19 protein-coding genes are annotated in these 16,484 nt (G+C 39.6%); all 19 read right to left on the bottom strand.

Annotation, left to right across the window (positions count from 1 at the left end; genetic code table 11):
- Position 1: 1 nt before the first annotated feature.
- A complete protein-coding gene (aroC, locus tag C9J36_RS04995) occupies positions 2–1,183 on the bottom strand; it encodes a chorismate synthase (RefSeq protein WP_107942405.1) in 1,182 nt (393 codons plus the stop codon).
- Positions 1,184–1,549: 366 nt separating this feature from the next.
- Positions 1,550–2,320 (bottom strand): CheR family methyltransferase, encoded by a 771-nt coding sequence (locus C9J36_RS04990; RefSeq protein WP_107942404.1) that lies wholly within the window; start codon positions 2,318–2,320, stop codon positions 1,550–1,552.
- Between the two features lie 77 nt (positions 2,321–2,397).
- The gene (locus tag C9J36_RS04985) at positions 2,398–2,655 is read right to left on the bottom strand and encodes a hypothetical protein (RefSeq protein ID WP_066171644.1); all 258 of its coding nucleotides are present in this window, start codon (positions 2,653–2,655) and stop codon (positions 2,398–2,400) included.
- A 4-nt stretch (positions 2,656–2,659) separates the two neighbouring features.
- Entirely contained in the window at positions 2,660–2,911 is a 252-nt protein-coding gene (locus C9J36_RS04980; RefSeq protein WP_235616009.1) for a hypothetical protein, read from the bottom strand.
- A gap of 12 nt (positions 2,912–2,923) precedes the next feature.
- Entirely contained in the window at positions 2,924–3,130 is a 207-nt protein-coding gene (locus C9J36_RS04975; RefSeq protein WP_066171647.1) for a hypothetical protein, read from the bottom strand.
- A gap of 548 nt (positions 3,131–3,678) precedes the next feature.
- On the bottom strand, positions 3,679–4,095 hold the full coding sequence (gene ndk, locus C9J36_RS04970; protein WP_066171651.1) for a nucleoside-diphosphate kinase: 417 nt from the start codon (positions 4,093–4,095) through the stop codon (positions 3,679–3,681).
- Positions 4,096–4,180: 85 nt separating this feature from the next.
- Positions 4,181–5,155 (bottom strand): heptaprenyl diphosphate synthase component II, encoded by a 975-nt coding sequence (gene hepT, locus C9J36_RS04965; protein ID WP_066171654.1) that lies wholly within the window; start codon positions 5,153–5,155, stop codon positions 4,181–4,183.
- Positions 5,156–5,174: 19 nt separating this feature from the next.
- Positions 5,175–5,879: a demethylmenaquinone methyltransferase gene (locus tag C9J36_RS04960; protein WP_066171656.1), complete on the bottom strand. Its 705-nt coding sequence runs from the start codon at positions 5,877–5,879 to the stop codon at positions 5,175–5,177.
- A gap of 15 nt (positions 5,880–5,894) precedes the next feature.
- Positions 5,895–6,641: a heptaprenyl diphosphate synthase component 1 gene (locus C9J36_RS04955; RefSeq protein ID WP_107942403.1), complete on the bottom strand. Its 747-nt coding sequence runs from the start codon at positions 6,639–6,641 to the stop codon at positions 5,895–5,897.
- Positions 6,642–6,692: 51 nt separating this feature from the next.
- Positions 6,693–6,917, bottom strand: coding sequence for a trp RNA-binding attenuation protein MtrB (mtrB, locus tag C9J36_RS04950; protein WP_066171662.1), 225 nt, complete (start codon positions 6,915–6,917; stop codon positions 6,693–6,695).
- A gap of 56 nt (positions 6,918–6,973) precedes the next feature.
- Positions 6,974–7,543, bottom strand: coding sequence for a GTP cyclohydrolase I FolE (gene folE, locus C9J36_RS04945; RefSeq protein WP_066171665.1), 570 nt, complete (start codon positions 7,541–7,543; stop codon positions 6,974–6,976).
- Positions 7,544–8,102: 559 nt separating this feature from the next.
- Positions 8,103–8,375 (bottom strand): HU family DNA-binding protein, encoded by a 273-nt coding sequence (locus tag C9J36_RS04940; RefSeq protein WP_042477970.1) that lies wholly within the window; start codon positions 8,373–8,375, stop codon positions 8,103–8,105.
- A 190-nt stretch (positions 8,376–8,565) separates the two neighbouring features.
- Positions 8,566–10,044, bottom strand: a complete 1,479-nt coding sequence (gene spoIVA / locus C9J36_RS04935; protein ID WP_107942402.1) for a stage IV sporulation protein A — start codon at positions 10,042–10,044, stop codon at positions 8,566–8,568.
- A gap of 282 nt (positions 10,045–10,326) precedes the next feature.
- The gene (locus C9J36_RS04930; protein WP_107942401.1) at positions 10,327–11,043 is read right to left on the bottom strand and encodes a hypothetical protein; all 717 of its coding nucleotides are present in this window, start codon (positions 11,041–11,043) and stop codon (positions 10,327–10,329) included.
- Between the two features lie 25 nt (positions 11,044–11,068).
- Positions 11,069–11,329 carry a DUF2768 domain-containing protein gene (locus C9J36_RS04925; RefSeq protein ID WP_235616008.1) on the bottom strand — a complete coding sequence of 87 codons (261 nt, stop codon included), beginning with the start codon at positions 11,327–11,329 and terminating at the stop codon, positions 11,069–11,071.
- A 311-nt stretch (positions 11,330–11,640) separates the two neighbouring features.
- The gene (locus tag C9J36_RS04920; protein WP_107942400.1) at positions 11,641–12,654 is read right to left on the bottom strand and encodes an NAD(P)H-dependent glycerol-3-phosphate dehydrogenase; all 1,014 of its coding nucleotides are present in this window, start codon (positions 12,652–12,654) and stop codon (positions 11,641–11,643) included.
- Positions 12,655–12,670: 16 nt separating this feature from the next.
- Positions 12,671–13,981 carry a ribosome biogenesis GTPase Der gene (gene der / locus C9J36_RS04915; RefSeq protein ID WP_066171679.1) on the bottom strand — a complete coding sequence of 437 codons (1,311 nt, stop codon included), beginning with the start codon at positions 13,979–13,981 and terminating at the stop codon, positions 12,671–12,673.
- A gap of 390 nt (positions 13,982–14,371) precedes the next feature.
- Complete coding sequence (rpsA, locus tag C9J36_RS04910) at positions 14,372–15,517, bottom strand: 30S ribosomal protein S1 (protein WP_107942399.1); 1,146 nt, start codon at positions 15,515–15,517, stop codon at positions 14,372–14,374.
- 99 nt (positions 15,518–15,616) lie between these two features.
- Positions 15,617–16,288 (bottom strand): (d)CMP kinase, encoded by a 672-nt coding sequence (cmk, locus tag C9J36_RS04905; protein ID WP_107942398.1) that lies wholly within the window; start codon positions 16,286–16,288, stop codon positions 15,617–15,619.
- Between the last annotated feature and the right edge of the window lie 196 nt (positions 16,289–16,484).

The raw sequence follows: 16,484 nt of genomic DNA, 5'->3' as shown, positions 1-16,484 counted from the left end.
ATTAAAACTCCTTCGTATAGCGTCTCATTTCATCTAACTGTGCCTTCAGCTGTGGCAACTGGTCGCTGTGGAATTGTTCAACAACAGCTTTAGCTATTTCCCAGGCAATAACATGCTCTGCAACAATAGATGCTGCTGGTACTGCACAGCTATCGGAGCGCTCTACACTGGCTTTAAATGGCTCTTTTGTTTCAATATCAACACTTTGTAATGGCTTATATAAAGTTGGGATTGGCTTCATAACACCGCGTACAACGATTGGCATGCCTGTTGTCATACCGCCCTCTAAGCCACCTAAACGATTCGTTACACGTGTATAGCCGTTATTTTCATCCCAAACAATCTCATCATGCACTTGCGAGCCCGGTAGTTTTGCAGCCTCAAAGCCAATGCCAAACTCGACACCTTTAAAGGCATTGATTGACAGCATTGCAGCCGCTAATTTCCCATCTAGCTTACGGTCATAATGCACATACGAGCCGATACCTGCTGGTAACCCTTCAACAATAACCTCTACAACGCCACCAATTGAATCGCCTGCTTTTTTCGTTGCATCGATTGTTTCAACCATTTTTGCTGAAGCTACAGGGTCAATACAATAACAAGCATCCGCTTCAACAATTGCTCGAATTTCATCAGCTGTTTTGCCTTCAAGTAAAGAGGGGGCCGCCTTAATCCCTGCAATTTCTGTTACATGTGCAACAATTGAAATACCTAACTCCTTTAATAATGCTTTTGCTACAGAGCCTGCTGCTACACGTACAGTTGTTTCACGCGCACTCGAACGCTCTAAAACATTGCGTAAATCTCGATGTCCGTATTTCATCCCACCAACTAAATCTGCATGACCTGGTCGGGGACGTGAAATTTGGCGCTTCACTTCATCCGGGTCTATATCCTCTGGTAACGGCTCCGCCCCCATAATTTTCGTCCAATGCTTCCAATCATCGTTTGTAACGACTAACGCAACAGGTGAGCCAAGTGTTTTTCCATGGCGTACGCCTGCCACGATTTCAACTGTATCCGTTTCAATCTGCATACGACGACCACGACCATGTCCACCTTGACGACGCTTTAAATCATGATTAATTTGCTCTGCTGTTAATGGTAATAGGGATGGTAACCCTTCAATAATAGTTGTTAATTGTGGTCCATGTGACTCTCCTGCTGTTAAGTAACGCATAAAACACTTTCTCCCTTCAACTCGCTAAAGTATATGTATTTTTCACTATAACATATTTTCGATAAAAAAAAAGCATGTTTTCCAAAATCGATGACGCCACCGTGTAATTATAGCCAAATTTAGCTAAAAAATAACTTGCTTGTATCGTCCCATCATTTGGATTTGATAAGTATTTTGAAATCAAGCCTTTTGCATGCTTTTTATTGATTCGCTCAACCTTACTTAATGAAATACTTCGATAATATACGGATGGGTGTCGAGAAATGGAGGCATTAGCCTACTTTCCCGACACCCCTCGTGATTACACAATTGCTGATGCTAATCTATTGTCAAGCTACACCCAAAATATGTACTTTCGCTTGATTATTATTTTTTACGATAGAAAAATGTATCCTCTACCTCGAAATCATAACGTGCTGGATTGAAAATTTGCTCTGTTGAACCAACAAATAAAATTCCACCAGGGCGTAGCGCCTTACTAAAATTCGCATAAATTTCATCCTTCGCTTCCTCGGTAAAATAAATCATCACGTTACGACAAACAATCAAATCAAAATTTGATTCGTATGAATCTTTTAGCAAATTATGCTTCTTAAACGTTACAGTACGTTTAATCTCATCCTTCACCTTATAAAATTGCCCTTCTTTTTCAAAGTACTTTGCTTGTACATCTTTTGGCACTTCCGCTAGTGAACGCTCTGGATATAAGCCAAGCTTTGCCTTCTGGATAACATTTTCATCTAAATCCGTAGCCAATATACCAATTTGTGCTAATGGAATATGGTGCGACAATACCATTGCCAGGCTATAAGGCTCCTCCCCAGTAGAACAAGCTGCACTCCAAATTTTCGGACGTTTGTTATTGCGTAAAAGCAGCGGGAAAATTTTGTTTTGCAATACTTCCCAGCGTTTGCCGTTGCGGTAAAATTCAGAAACATTTATCGTCATACGATCTAAAAATTCATTCATTAAATCGCGATCCTTTTCTAATGCTGCTAAAAAGTCTACAAAATTACGGAACCCTTTTTTCTCATATAAAGACGTTAAACGACGCTTCATTTGCGCTTCTTTATATAACGCTAAATCGATGCCTGTTTTTCGTTTTATCCCCTCAATAAACTGCTCATAATCCGTCATAGCTACATCGCCCTCCAACAAACCTTTGTGCTCTATTATAGCTGAATTTTTATGCAACTGAAATAGAAATTGTGAAACTATTTAGAATCATTATGTGACAGGCGATTACTTTGCTCCATTTCAAGTAAGGCTTGTTTTTCTTGTGCAAGCTCTAGGCGCAATTTTTCTGTTTCAATTGCATAGCTTTCCATTTTTAATTTTTCAAGCTCTGCTTCTTGTTCCATCATTTTAAGTTGCAATTTCATCGATGAACGTTTATGTGCTGTCATAATTGCTACTAATGGTATCGATGTCAGCAATCCCATAGTTCCTAACGTGATAATAATAGCTATCATAAAATCACCCCTGCCTTTCCTTATCCTGCATTTCTAATAAAGTTTGCTTTTCTTGCTGTAGCTCTAAACGTAGCTTTTCCGTTTCAATCTCATAGCTTTCCATCTTCAATCTTTCAAGCTCCGTCTCTTTTTCAATCATTTGAATTTTCAGATTCATAGCATTCCGTTTATGGGTCGTTAAAATAGCTATTATTGGTATCGCAAGACCTCCACAAACTGCAAAAAAGCCAATTAGTAATCGCATTTCTTCAACCAAGCTATCCCTCCTCTACTTTTCATGCTGCATTTCTAATAAAGCCTGCTTCTCACTTTGTAATTCTAATTTTAGCTTTTCTGTTTCTTTTTCAAATGTTTCAAGACGCAGCTTTTCTAGTTCAATTTCCTTTTCAATTCTTTTTAAGTTCATTTTTTTATTTTTTAGAAATGTATCAGTCAACATACCTGCAACAACAATGACGACAATTCCAAGCCACATATTTTTTCTCTTCCTTTCTATCAATCGGATAATGTAATTAAGAAAATGTTCTTAATTGATTATACGTTATTTTCGTAATAACGTTTCATTTTAGTGTGAATTTGTTGGAAAGTTTTTTCAGGCTAAAGGTATTTCGTCTTAAGTTGAATAAAGTAGAATGGGGCTATTATTGTGATTTAGAAAGTGTAAATGGCTGACGAGGAATTGACCGAAAAGTCCATTTTGTTTTGACACCGCATTGAAATAAATGTTTTTATCGCTTCCCTTTTACTGAAGGATAGCGCTGCTAAAGCCAATGTTCATCACATTTTTAAAAGAGGCGTTCTCTGTTTATAGGAATCAGCATTTTGCGAAACATCATCGCTACTATCCAAAATGCCGGCTATGCGGGGCTTGTGGCACAGCCCCTTCCCTTTCACTATAGATAACCACTGTTAAACTCCGTGTTCATCACGGCTTCAAAGGAAGCTCACATTTTATAACACCAAGTAAAAGCGTCCAAAAAGCCGGCTATGCACGGCTTTTTGGACGCTCTTCTTGTATTTGTATTAAACTAACTCGCCTTCGAACCAAAGTGAGATTTCACGCTCTGCAGAAGCCAATGAATCTGAACCGTGAATTACGTTGTGTGATACTGTTACAGCGTAGTCACCACGGATTGTACCTGGTTGAGATTCAGATGGTTTTGTCGCACCAATCATAATACGAGCTAAAGAAATTACAGACTCGCCTTCCCATACCATTGCAAATACTGGACCAGAAGTGATGAAGTCTACTAACTCGCCAAAGAATGGACGCTCTGAATGCTCCGCATAGTGCTTCTCAGCTAATTCGCGAGATACGTTCATTAATTTAGCGCCTTTCATTTCGAAGCCGCGACGCTCAAAACGGTCAATGATATCGCCAATTACTTGACGCTCAACGCCGTCTGGTTTAACCATTAAAAAAGTTCTTTCGATTGCCATCATAAAACACTCCTTAGTTTTGACTAAAACAGGCTTACACCTACCGATAAATAGTACCAAAATAAGCTTGTAAACGCAACTATTTCTAAAATTTCCGCTTGCCAATAAAGAGCGCTACGTCACGCAGCTTTTTTTTCATCGGATTGTTTGGCAATGCTTCTACTTCCTTTAAAGCTTTTTGCAAATATTTATCGCTAATTGCTGTTGCTTGCTTGATTGCATCAGAGTGACGAACGTACTGTAGCATTTTCATACGCTCTCCTTCTGTTAACGTACCTGCAATAATCTTTTGCAAGTAAGGTTGCATTGTTGCATCATCTTTTAAAAGCAACATCGGCAGTGTAATATTGCCTTGTAATAAATCGCTACCAGCGGGCTTGCCGAGCTCTTTATCCGTTGCTGTGAAATCCAATATATCATCAATAATTTGAAAGCTCATCCCAACAAAATAGCCGTAGCGCTTTAAACGGCGTGTATTTTGTTCATCTACTCCACCTACGACCGCCCCAAGCTCACAGCTCGATTCGATAAGCAATGCCGTTTTTCGTTTAATCCGTCTGAAATAATCTTTTATATGTTGATCCATCCGGAATTTATCTTCGATTTGAATGATTTCCCCATTACAAAGCTCTACCATCGTACGTGCCAATATTTGATGTGCACGTGGGTCATCAATTACTGTGACATACTCTAAAGCACGCGCAAAAATAAAGTCGCCAGTAAACATCGCGACACGATTGTTCCACTGCGCCTTAACAGTGCTTCTGCCTCTTCTCATATTTGAATCATCAATGACATCATCATGTACGAGTGAAGCCATATGGATTAACTCCAAAGGAACAGCGATATACTTCATCCGCTCAATTTGATAATCGCCAAATTTCGCACTAAGCAAGACAAATACTGGGCGGATGCGCTTCCCTCCCGCCTGCAGCAAATGTAGTGAAGCCTCGTTTAGCAAGTGTGAAGACGAGTTCAACGCTTTTTCTAATTCTGTTTCGATGATTTCTATATCTGATTTTAAGTCAGCATAGAGTAATTTTAACTTCATCTTTTCCACTTGAACAAACCTTCTCCCACTAAATTTCTTTTTTAAAGCCCTGATGCATTGCCGCTGCTCCACCACTGTATCCTTTGTAGCCAATTCGCTCAAACCCTGCGCTCTTAAACATAAACGCAAGCTGTCTCATACCGGGAAAATCATTTGCAGATTCTTGTAGCCATGAATATTCTTTGTAGCTTTTGGCAAATAGCTTGCCAAAAAACGGCATAATATATTTGAAATAGAAACGGAAAAGTTGACGATAACCTGGAATTTCAGATTGTGAGGTTTCTAAACAAACGGCCATGCCACCTGGCTTTAATACACGGTTCATCTCTCGCAGTACCTGCATATAGTCAGGTACATTGCGAAGTCCAAAGCCTATCGTTACATAATCAAATGTATTGTCTTCAAATGGCAGCTTCATTGCATTCCCCTGCAAAAGCTCTACCTGTGGATAAGGCTTCACTTTTTCCGCACCGACCTTTAGCATATTTTCGCTAAAGTCCAAGCCTTTTACAACACCTGTTTCTCCGACAGCTTCTGCGAGTGCAATCGTCCAATCTGCTGTACCACAGCAAACATCTAAACATTTTGCCCCGCGTTGTACATTCATTCGCTTCATCGTGTCTTTACGCCATTTCACATGCAGTTGAAAGCTAATTACGGAATTCATTTTATCATAGCCTTCTGAAATGCTTTCAAATACTTCGTGCACACGTTCCTCTTTCGATTTCGTCATCTTTTCAAAACCTTTCTATCTCGTTTCAACTTTTACGATTTGCCAAATAAATTGCTGTACTGCCTCTGATAATTGTAAAGTAGCAAGCTCATCTGTTAATAATTTTTGCTGTGTTTCGATTGCAACTGTCAATAAATGTGTTAGCTCTTGTTGTCCGAAACAGTTTTCCATCGCTCGTCCCACGGCTGTTGGGGCATGCCCACGTAAAGTGTACATTTCTTTTTGTAAACGCTGTATTGTTAATGCATGCATCATAACAGCACTATATTTACTAAAGGAATGCGCTTCATAAAATTTACGTATTATCGCCGTTTCAATCAAGCATAAACTGTCAACCCACTGCTCCATCGTTCGATATGTATCCTCATATGCAACAATTTCCTGCTCACAACGCTCAACAATACCTTGCGCTAATTTTTGAATGAGTGCTATATTTCCCGCACGAGCTAATATTTCATAGTAGCGCCCACTATAGTAATCGCCGGACAATACAGTTAATTGCTGCTCCTTTGATGTAGCATCCTTTTCTTTAATTTTATCATGTTCAAACAAAGAGGCTTGAACGATTCCTACAGTTGTTGCACTCTCCTGTAAATCGTCATGCCATAATTCTCCGTTTAAAGATGGTAAAAGTAAGAAAAACAGCTGAGTTTCATCAACGCTTGGGGCCTCTATGTATTGCAGTAAAGCTCTATGACGAACACGCACGAAAATAGACTCTTTTAATTGTTGTATTGCTTGTTGGATAGTTGTTGCATGCATAGATCTCTTACTCCATTTCGTTAAAGTAACTAAGCCCCCAATATACGGTGCCTATTGTTTTTTCGAGCCACTCTCAATCGTTCCATGCGCAGAGTGGATTTTTGCCTTGCCACGAATTTTCATTGCAGATGTATGCTCTGTAAATTGAGCAATCATCACTTCCCCTGCATCAAGCTTTTCTGAATGATGAAATTTTGTATCCGAACCACGTGTCAAACCAATTACATGAACACCGTCTTCTTGCGCCTCAATAACAATATATTCTGGTTGTGTCATTTGCTTTTCCCCCACCCGAGATTTTCTTTATCTATCATATCACAAAATGACAGAAATTAAGACATTTGAATAAACGAAATAACCTCTCTACGCTTTACCTCGTCTTCTTCGTAAATTCCACGCGCTACAGATGTCACTGTTTTTGAGCCTGGCTTTTTTAAGCCGCGCATCGTCATGCACATATGCTCTGCCTCAATTACAACATAAACGCCTTTTGGCTGTAGCATTTCCATCATCGTATCTGCTACCGTTGAAGTGATGCGCTCCTGCAACTGCGGTCTGCGTGCTACAGCTTCGACACAACGCCCTAATTTGCTTAAACCAGCTACTTTGCCATCTTTCGGTATGTATGCGATATGTGCCTTACCATAAAACGGTACAAGATGGTGCTCACACATCGAGTAAAATGGAATATCCTTTACAAGCACAAGCTCCTCATGCTCCTCATGAAATACAGTGCTAAAATACTCGCGCGGATCTTGCGCTAAGCCGCTAAACATTTCAGCATACATTTTGGCTACGCGCTTTGGTGTATCAAGAAGTCCCTCACGCTGGGCATCTTCCCCTACCGCCTCTAAAATCATTTTTACTGCTTCTTCAATTTTTGCTAAATCAACATTCGACATATATGGCCTCCATCATTAAGTTACATTGACGTTTCTAACAAATGAATCGTAGCATATCCTCACAATAAGTTCAAAGAACACTTATCGAAAGATAGCAATTATACTTGTGCTCGCTTTTCGCTCTGATTATCTCCCGAAAGTTTTAGACTGTGCTATCTTGTAAAGAACAACTGTGCGACGGGGATTCACCTTTGTATCAATTACGCCTCGTCGTAATTGCGTCCAGACTTTTTCAACCTGTTTGGTGGAAGTTAACCTAAAACCGTCACATCCTATGGCATCCGCCTGAGCTTGGAGCAACATGATATTGGTCACCCCGTCATTATCTTAAATGCTTGCGTTCATCTCGCCACGTATACAGGTGGGATACTTCTGTACCTGTCGTCTTGCTTTCAGTACAAAAATCATTCACCCCTGCAATTACTTGTCGAAAAAACATGTGCTCAAAGAAGTTAAACGTTATCAGCAATGCAAAGTTTTACAATCTTTTTACGAACGAAAAAGAGCAGCCTTCAGTATAAGCTGAAGGCTGCTCTATGTAACTGCACAGACGCGGAAATTACTTCACTGCGTCTTTAAGCGCTTTACCCGGTTTGAACGCAGGCACTTTGCTTGCAGCGATTTCGATTTCTTTACCAGTTTGTGGGTTACGACCTTTACGAGCCGCACGCTCACGTACTTCAAAGTTACCAAAACCGATTAATTGTACTTTGTCACCCTTTGCAAGAGCACCTTGAATTGTATCAAATACAGCTTCAACCGCTTTAGAAGCGTCTTTCTTAGAAAGACCTGCAGCTTCAGCAACAGAGTTTACTAATTCTGTTTTATTCACACCATTCACCTCCTCTCAAAGGGTCCTGAACCTAAATCATGTAAAAAGAGTAACACATAGAAAACCGCTACGCAACTTAATTTAGCTATGTTTGTCCGAATATTAGCGTTTTTTTTTAAGAAAATGCAAATAACAGGACAAAACGCCTAAAAATAGCGTCGTCCTGTTATTGAAAAGGAACTTTTTACTACTAGATAATAAATGTAATTAACCCTCTATCGCCTTCGTTTACCATACGCTCAATTGTTTGTCGCATTCTCTTTTTAGCAGTTTTTGGTACAGTATTCATTTTATAACGAATACTTTCCTTTAATACTTCATGCAATGGCGTACCAAATAATTGGGTTTGCCATAAAGATTCTCGGTCATGCTCAAACGCATATTGTAAATCTTTTAACAATTGCTGACTGTGAAATTCTGAACCAATTAACGGCGCAAACTCCGACTCCATGTCGACACGAATAATATGATAAGACGGTGCTGTCGCTTTCATACGAACACCATAAAAATTATTTTGCTTAATTAATTCGGGTTCATTTGGTTCAAACTCATCTAATGTCGGTAATGTCACACCATAGCCCTCTACACGTGATTGCTCAATCGCATCTCGGAAGCGAGCTTGTGCCTTCTTCGCCTCGGACGCCTCTTTAATAAATAATAGCCAATCTTTTTTCGTGTCGATTGGATGCTCTAGCCATTCATTACAGATTGCTTTATAAATATCATTTTGTATCGTTAAACGTACCGTTACAACACCAAGCCCTGCATCGACACGCTCCACTTCACAATTTTCTACGAAATCTAAGGCCTTCAAAAAATTTGTCGCCTTTTCAACATCGCGAATTTTTTCTACATGCCCTACCATCTCATTTGCTGCTACGGCTAATGATTCATTAATATGATGTGTACTATCAAGCACATCTACCCAGTCAGGCTTTTCAACCTCAATATATTCAATTGGAAACTCATATAAAGCCTCCTGTAAAATATAAGCAATATCAGAGGTTGTTAGCTGGTCAATTGATGTTGCAATGACCGGTACTTCGTATGTCTCAAATAATTCATTGCGTAAATTGCGTGTTTCCTCTCTCGCTGGCATCGAGCTGTTTATAACAATGACAAAAGGTTTTCCAATTTCCTTTAATTGCTCAATAATCGCTCTTTCTGCTACGACAGCAGCTTGACGCTCTATCCCGTTAACCGTACCATCAGTCGTTACGACTACTCCAATATTGGCATGGTCACGTATTACTTTATCTGTACCGATTTTAGCAGCATCCTGAAACGGAATTGCTTCTGTATGCCATGGTGTATGCACATATTTTGGACCATTTTCATCCTCATAGCCTTTTGCCCCATCAATAATATAACCGACGCAATCTGCAAGGCGAATACGGAAGCTTAAACCATTGTCACCGATAGCAATCGGTGCTGCATTTGCAGGAACAAACTTTGGCTCTGCTGTCATAATGACAGGTCCCGGTGAGCTTTGTGGTAGCTCGTCCAAGGCGCGTTTACGATCATCTTCACTCATAATATTCGGTAAAACAAGAGATTCCATTACCTTTTTTACAAATGTTGATTTTCCTACACGGACGGGACCAACAACCCCGATATACACATCCCCATTTGTTCGTGCTGCAAGCTGCTGAAAAATTTGTTCGCTAATAGGCGCTCCTCCTTTACTTGTATAAACTTATGCCTATCTAGCTGCAAATATGAAAAAGACCTTATAACGTGTTATTAAATGATTTCTTGTAATCTCTTTTAAAGTTGTTTATTTGCAAGGTTTTTAGGGATATTTTATTAACAGGCTTGTCAAAATTGTTGAAGGGGCTGTCTGAAAAATGTATATCTTTTCGGACAGCCCCTTGCTTCTATATTAAATATTCGCTAAAAACACTACTTTTGCGGTGGTCACAATAAATTGTTACTATCCCCCTTGATAATATTATTTTTGGGGCTCATACATAAAGATTGGCTCATTGTTTTCATCAACTGTATATGGCAAAGAATAGGCAGGTACAACAGGATAATGCTCTACTAATAGCATTCGAATATCGTCCCCTTGCTGCGGTGTCAGTCCTTGCTCCTTAATAAATTGATATAAATCGATTGAATAATCGACATATAGTTCTCCTTGTGTAGAAACAATTACTGGTAATTGATTATTAGAATATGGACTAGCCACTGTCACATCTTCCTTATAACCTATTTTTTTGAAATCAATTGTATAAATATACGGCGTTATACTATCTTTATATTGCGGGTATTTCGTACCAATAAAACGTATTTTTACTTCTCGAAGTCTTTCTGGGACACGTAAATCGACAAGTTTAATTGTTGGGTTTTCTTCTGGATTCCAAATGATATATTGAAAAATCCCACCTTTTTCAAATGAATTAGCTGGCGGAGATGATAAATATTTTGGAACAAGCTTGTCAAAATCAACTAAATATTTAATAAAAATATCTGTATCCATATCGCGTGTTTTTATTGGTAAAACACCTGTATCTGCTTGATACTCGGTAATTGCACGTTGTACTGATGCTAATTGATCCACGTCAGGTACTTGATTTTCTACTTTACGTTCTTCTGGATACGCACAAGCTGTCAGTAGAAGCGTGGATAAAAATACGGTAGCAAGCATTATCCATCTTGTTTTCATTCTAAAAATTCCCCTCTACAATCTTTTAATTTGGCCATGTCGCTATAATTAATACCATTAAAAAAGAGCCAATAGCTAGCATAACATAAGCGATTAATTTTAATATAAACGATAATACGATATTATTGACCCATTTACGAGTGGCTGAAATAATTAAAAGAGAAAGAAACAATAAGCCAATCGAATAAAATGATATCCACATAACATCAAGCGCAGGTATATGTCCTAATGGACCACGTGCTGTATTTAATAATAAGTAGGATGCGTCCATAATTTGATGATTCACTACTAAAACCGCCTTTCTATTTAACTCCGTCCTATCTCTACACCATTGTAAATTATATAGTGCTGCTAAACAAAATAATAGGGCTGTCCTCAAAGTTGATAAACAAACTTTGAGGAACAACCCTTTATTATTAAAAGCCCAAGCCATTTATGGATAATTTATGACACTTTGTTTCGTATTAACGGGCTGTACAAAATCGTTAGCGAAACTTGGAGTGAATAGCCTGTAAAAAGCTACTTTCGGTCAATACTACAAGGCATGAGGTTTTCCCCCTATTGCCAATTTAGTCGGCGTTGAGGAAAAGTCCCCCTTTATTGGAACTCGTCTATTTCAGGCTTTTTCATACGAATCATTAATTCATCCACTGCCTCTTTCGGCGTTTTGTCGCTAAATAACACATCATAAAGGGCAGCAGTAATCGGCATTGCAACATCGTATTTCAAAGCAAGCTGATGTGCGGCCTTCGTTGTTCGAATTCCTTCCACAACCATACCCATTTGCTCTAAAACTTCAGCGAGCGGCATTCCCTTTCCAAGCATATTACCTGCGCGCCAATTGCGTGAATGCACACTCGTACATGTCACAATTAAGTCGCCCATACCGGTTAGGCCAGCAAAGGTAAACGGATTCCCACCCATTTTTACACCTAGTCGAGTTATTTCTGCCAAGCCACGCGTAATAAGTGCTGCTTTGGCATTGTCGCCATAATTTAAGCCATCTGTAATTCCTGCTGCTAATGCAATGACATTTTTTAAGGCCCCACCAATCTCAACACCTGTTATATCCTCGCTCGTGTAAACGCGGAAGTAACCGTTCATAAATAAGTCCTGTATTTTTTCGGCTGAAAGAGAATTTTCACATGCGGCGGTTACTGTCGTTGGATGTTGTAAAACAACTTCCTCCGCATGGCTCGGCCCTGATAAGACAACAATATCCTCAATCAAATTGTCACCGATGCTTTCTTGCATCAATTCAGAAATGCGCAGTAAAGTATCCGGTTCAATGCCCTTTGACACATGAACAAATAGCGTCTTTTTTTGTAGCAAATGAGCTAGATTGCCGCACACTTCTCGAATCGCCTTTGTTGGTACAGCAACAACAATTGTTGATGCGTGCTCTGCAGCTTGTGCAAGATTAGCCGTCGCTACTAAGTTTTGCGGCAATATCGTATTTGGTAAATATTTTTTATTTGTATGCTGATTATTAATTTCTTGTGCTTGGTCTTCTCGGTGCGTCCAAAGAAGCGTGTTATGCCCGTTTTCTGCAAGTACAATGGCAAGCGCCGTCCCCCAAGAGCCAGCTCCTAAAACCGTTATTCGCTCCATCTTTTCCCCTCCAAAACTAATCGCGTGCGCGAGTAATTAAGCGAATTGGCGTTCCTTCAAAATCAAATGTTTCACGTATACGATTTTCAAGGAAACGTTCATATGAAAAGTGCATTAATTCCGGCTCATTTACAAATACAACAAAAGTCGGTGGCTGAATCGCCACTTGTGTTGCATAGTAAATGCGCAAACGACGTCCTTTATCTGCAGGTGCTGGATTACGAGCAACAGAATCCTCAATCACTTCATTTAGAATAGATGACTGGATACGCATTGAATGATTCTCACTTACCCGCTGCACAACAGGTAAAATTTGATGTACCCGCTGCTTCGTTTTCGCAGATACGAAAACAATCGGTGCATAATCTAAAAATAAGAAATGCTCACGAATTTGCTGTGTATAGAAATTCATTGTTTTTTCATCTTTTTCAATCGCGTCCCATTTATTCACAACGATAATTACTGCTTTCCCAGCCTCATGCGCATAGCCCGCGATTTTTTTATCTTGCTCTTGAATGCCTTCATCCGCATTCAATACGACTAAAACAACGTCGGAGCGTTCAATAGCTCTAAGTGCACGCAATACGGAATATTTTTCAGTAGACTCGTACACCTTCCCTTTTTTCCGCATACCCGCAGTGTCAATAATAACGTATTCTTGACCATCATACGTATACGGTGTATCAATGGCATCACGTGTTGTCCCTGCAATATTGCTCACGATTACTCGGTCATGTCCTAAAAAAGCGTTTACTAAAGAGGATTTTCCTACATTCGGGCGGCCAATTAATGAAAACTTAATAACATCATCATCATATTGCGCCTCATCCTCTTGCGGGAAATGCTTTGCACACTCATCAAGCAAATCACCTAAACCTAAGCCATGTGAGCCTGAAATTGGCCAAGGCTCACCAAAACCTAATGAATAAAAATCATAAATCATTTCACGCATATCTGGATTGTCAATTTTATTTACAGCGAGTACAATTGGCTTTTTTGTTTTGTATAAAATTTTCGCTACTTGCTCATCGGCAGCCGTTACACCTTCGCGACCATTCGTCATAAAAATAATAACATCTGCCTCGTCGATAGCGATTTCTGCTTGTTGGCGAATTTGCTCTAAAAACGGCTCATCCCCAATTTCAATTCCACCTGTATCAATAATATTAAAATCATGTGTTAACCATTCTGCCGAACTATAAATACGGTCACGCGTGACACCTGGAATATCTTCCACAATGGAAACACGCTCTCCAACAATGCGATTAAATATTGTTGATTTTCCCACGTTCGGACGACCTACGATGGCGATTACTGGTTTTGTCATCTGTACTTCATCCTTCCAACTTTCGAATCTCTACGTAATTATACACGAATTTTTCTATTATAGCATGTAATGCGGTAAAGTAAAAAGGAGAAGTGAGGCTAGATGAAAACACGTAGATAGTGCAAGAAAATCAAATAAAGTGAACCTTCAATCAGTGGGGGTTTTCTTCATCCCCCACTGATTGGTAGTTTCACCAATCGGGTTTTTACAGGCTGTTGGATCCCTCACTTAAACATCTTGATTTTATCTGTTGTTTTGAAGTGGGGGTCTTACAGCCTGTTAATACGGGATAAAATCCGCTTCCCTTAAATTTCTGTAGTTGCTTAACTTTTCTTTGATTTAAAAAGACAAATAGACTGCTGGAAGATTCCAACAGTCTATAAGCATTTATTATTCTTTCGTAAAACCTTTTAATTGGTCACCGATTACATCGCTAAACGAGAAGCCTGAGTTTTCTTCTGGTAATTCGTAATCGAATTCTTCCTCTTTATCTGGGTTTTCAAAAAGCTCTTTAATGCTAAGTGATAAGCGCTTTTCTGCTGCATTCACATCTAGCACTTTCACTTGTACCTCTTGCCCTTCCTTTAATACCTCGTGTGGCGTATTAATATGCTTATGTGAAATTTGTGAAATATGCACAAGTCCTTCTACATTCGAAAATACTTCCACGAAAGCACCAAACGACACAAGACGGCGGACTGTACCTGTTAAAATAGAGCCCTTTGCTGCGCGCTCCTCGATATTTTCCCAAGGTCCAGGTAATGTATCTTTAATCGATAATGAAATACGTTCATTGTCTGCATCAACAGAAAGAACCTTTACTTTAACAGCTTGCCCTTCTGTTAAAACAGTTGAAACATCGTCTATATGGTCATGAGAGACTTGTGAAATGTGTACAAGCCCATCTACACCGCCAAGATCAATGAATGCGCCAAATGCCGCTAAACGCTGTACCTTGCCTTCTAGCACGTCACCCTGTTTTATATTTTCAATTACTTGCTTTTTCTGTTCGGCTTTTTCTTGCTCCACAACAGCTCGGTGAGATAAGATTAAGCGACCTTTCTCCTTATCAAGCTCAGTAATTTTAAAGCGCATCGTTTTGCCACGATAATCTTCAAAATCCTCTACAAAATAATCCTCTACTAACGATGCTGGGACAAAGCCTCGAACGCCTAAATCAACGACTAGGCCGCCCTTTACAACATCCTTTACTTCAGCTTCAAATGTTTCACCTGATTCAAATTTCGCGATTAAATCATCCCATGCTTTCAATGCGTCTACTTTACGCTTAGATAACACATATGCTTCGTCTTCCACTTTCGTAATCATCAATTCAAGCACATCGCCTACTGAAACTGCATCAGATGCCTTTTCAATGTGTAAGCTTGAAAGCTCGCTAATTGGAATAATCCCTTCAAACGGGGCACCCTCAATCGAAACCGTAACAGATTTATCGTCCACCTGCTCCGCAGTACCTTTCACAATATCTCCTTCATGAAATTCCTTTTCTAATCCTAAGTTCATTTCTTCAGACATATGTAACCCTCCTTCGCATGTTCCACTTTTATTTTATTCGAAATAATGAATAAAAACAAAAAATTCCCCTTTTGTCATAAAAAAATCTTACAATTATGCTTACATAACACCATGCGCTAACTTCAAAATTGCCTCTGCTGCTTCATCAATTGTTAAGTCGGTCGTATCTAAATACACTGCGTCAGCAGCTTGAATTAACGGTGAAGCTTCCCTCTCGCTATCCAACTTATCACGAAGGGCAATTTCTTCTTGTAAACGCTCAATAGATGATTGAATCCCGCGACGCTCATTATCAAGGTGACGACGACGAGCACGCTCTTCTACCGAGGCAGACATAAATACTTTTAGCTCCGCTTCTTTTAAAACATGTGTAGCAATATCTCGCCCGTCCATTACAACACCGCCACTTGCAGCTAATTGCTGCTGCATCGCAACTAAAACTTCACGTATATTAGCATGTGCAGCTAGCTGCGAAACATTCGCTGTTACCTCATTCGTACGAATAACATCCGATACATCAATACCATCTACGTAAACAAGTTGACCATTATTAGACGGTGCCAACTCGATTTTTGTTGCACTTAACATCTTCTCTAGCGCGTCGCTATCATCTAATTGTATGTTTTGTTGTAGCGCTTTATGCGTTACAGCACGATACATCGCTCCTGTATCGATGTATGTAAAATTTAATTTTTCCGCTACAATTTTCGCAATCGTACTTTTCCCTGCACCTGCTGGGCCATCAATTGCAATTTGAATTTGTTTTGTCATTCATATATCCCTACTTTCCTTACCATTCCATTATATATGAAATAAGAGACGATAGTTAGCCAAATAACTTGAAAATAGGCTGTAAGGAACAGGAGCTGTCCAAAAAGTATTTCTTTTAAGACACGCCCTTCCTTACAGCCTCTGTGTTACCCCGCATTAACGGGAAGTATGACTCTCCGTTCTAAGATTAACTGCC

Source organism: Metasolibacillus fluoroglycofenilyticus (assembly GCF_003049645.1).
GTDB lineage: Bacteria > Bacillota > Bacilli > Bacillales_A > Planococcaceae > Metasolibacillus > Metasolibacillus fluoroglycofenilyticus.
Note: the sequence above shows the minus strand (reverse complement) of the source record. Positions and strands in the feature narration are given on the sequence as shown.

Excerpts from the sequence above, each read along its gene's own strand:
- aroC (WP_107942405.1), bottom strand. The coding sequence starts at position 1,183 with ATGCGTTACTTAACAGCAGGAGAGTCACATGGACCACAATTAACAACT.
- C9J36_RS04990 (WP_107942404.1), bottom strand. The coding sequence starts at position 2,320 with ATGACGGATTATGAGCAGTTTATTGAGGGGATAAAACGAAAAACAGGC.
- C9J36_RS04985 (WP_066171644.1), bottom strand. The coding sequence starts at position 2,655 with ATGATAGCTATTATTATCACGTTAGGAACTATGGGATTGCTGACATCG.
- C9J36_RS04975 (WP_066171647.1), bottom strand. The coding sequence starts at position 3,130 with ATGTGGCTTGGAATTGTCGTCATTGTTGTTGCAGGTATGTTGACTGAT.
- ndk (WP_066171651.1), bottom strand. The coding sequence starts at position 4,095 with ATGGCAATCGAAAGAACTTTTTTAATGGTTAAACCAGACGGCGTTGAG.
- C9J36_RS04960 (WP_066171656.1), bottom strand. The coding sequence starts at position 5,879 with ATGACGAAATCGAAAGAGGAACGTGTGCACGAAGTATTTGAAAGCATT.
- C9J36_RS04955 (WP_107942403.1), bottom strand. The coding sequence starts at position 6,641 with ATGCATGCAACAACTATCCAACAAGCAATACAACAATTAAAAGAGTCT.
- mtrB (WP_066171662.1), bottom strand. The coding sequence starts at position 6,917 with ATGACACAACCAGAATATATTGTTATTGAGGCGCAAGAAGACGGTGTT.
- folE (WP_066171665.1), bottom strand. The coding sequence starts at position 7,543 with ATGTCGAATGTTGATTTAGCAAAAATTGAAGAAGCAGTAAAAATGATT.
- C9J36_RS04930 (WP_107942401.1), bottom strand. The coding sequence starts at position 11,043 with ATGAAAACAAGATGGATAATGCTTGCTACCGTATTTTTATCCACGCTT.
- C9J36_RS04920 (WP_107942400.1), bottom strand. The coding sequence starts at position 12,654 with ATGGAGCGAATAACGGTTTTAGGAGCTGGCTCTTGGGGGACGGCGCTT.
- der (WP_066171679.1), bottom strand. The coding sequence starts at position 13,981 with ATGACAAAACCAGTAATCGCCATCGTAGGTCGTCCGAACGTGGGAAAA.
- rpsA (WP_107942399.1), bottom strand. The coding sequence starts at position 15,517 with ATGTCTGAAGAAATGAACTTAGGATTAGAAAAGGAATTTCATGAAGGA.
- cmk (WP_107942398.1), bottom strand. The coding sequence starts at position 16,288 with ATGACAAAACAAATTCAAATTGCAATTGATGGCCCAGCAGGTGCAGGG.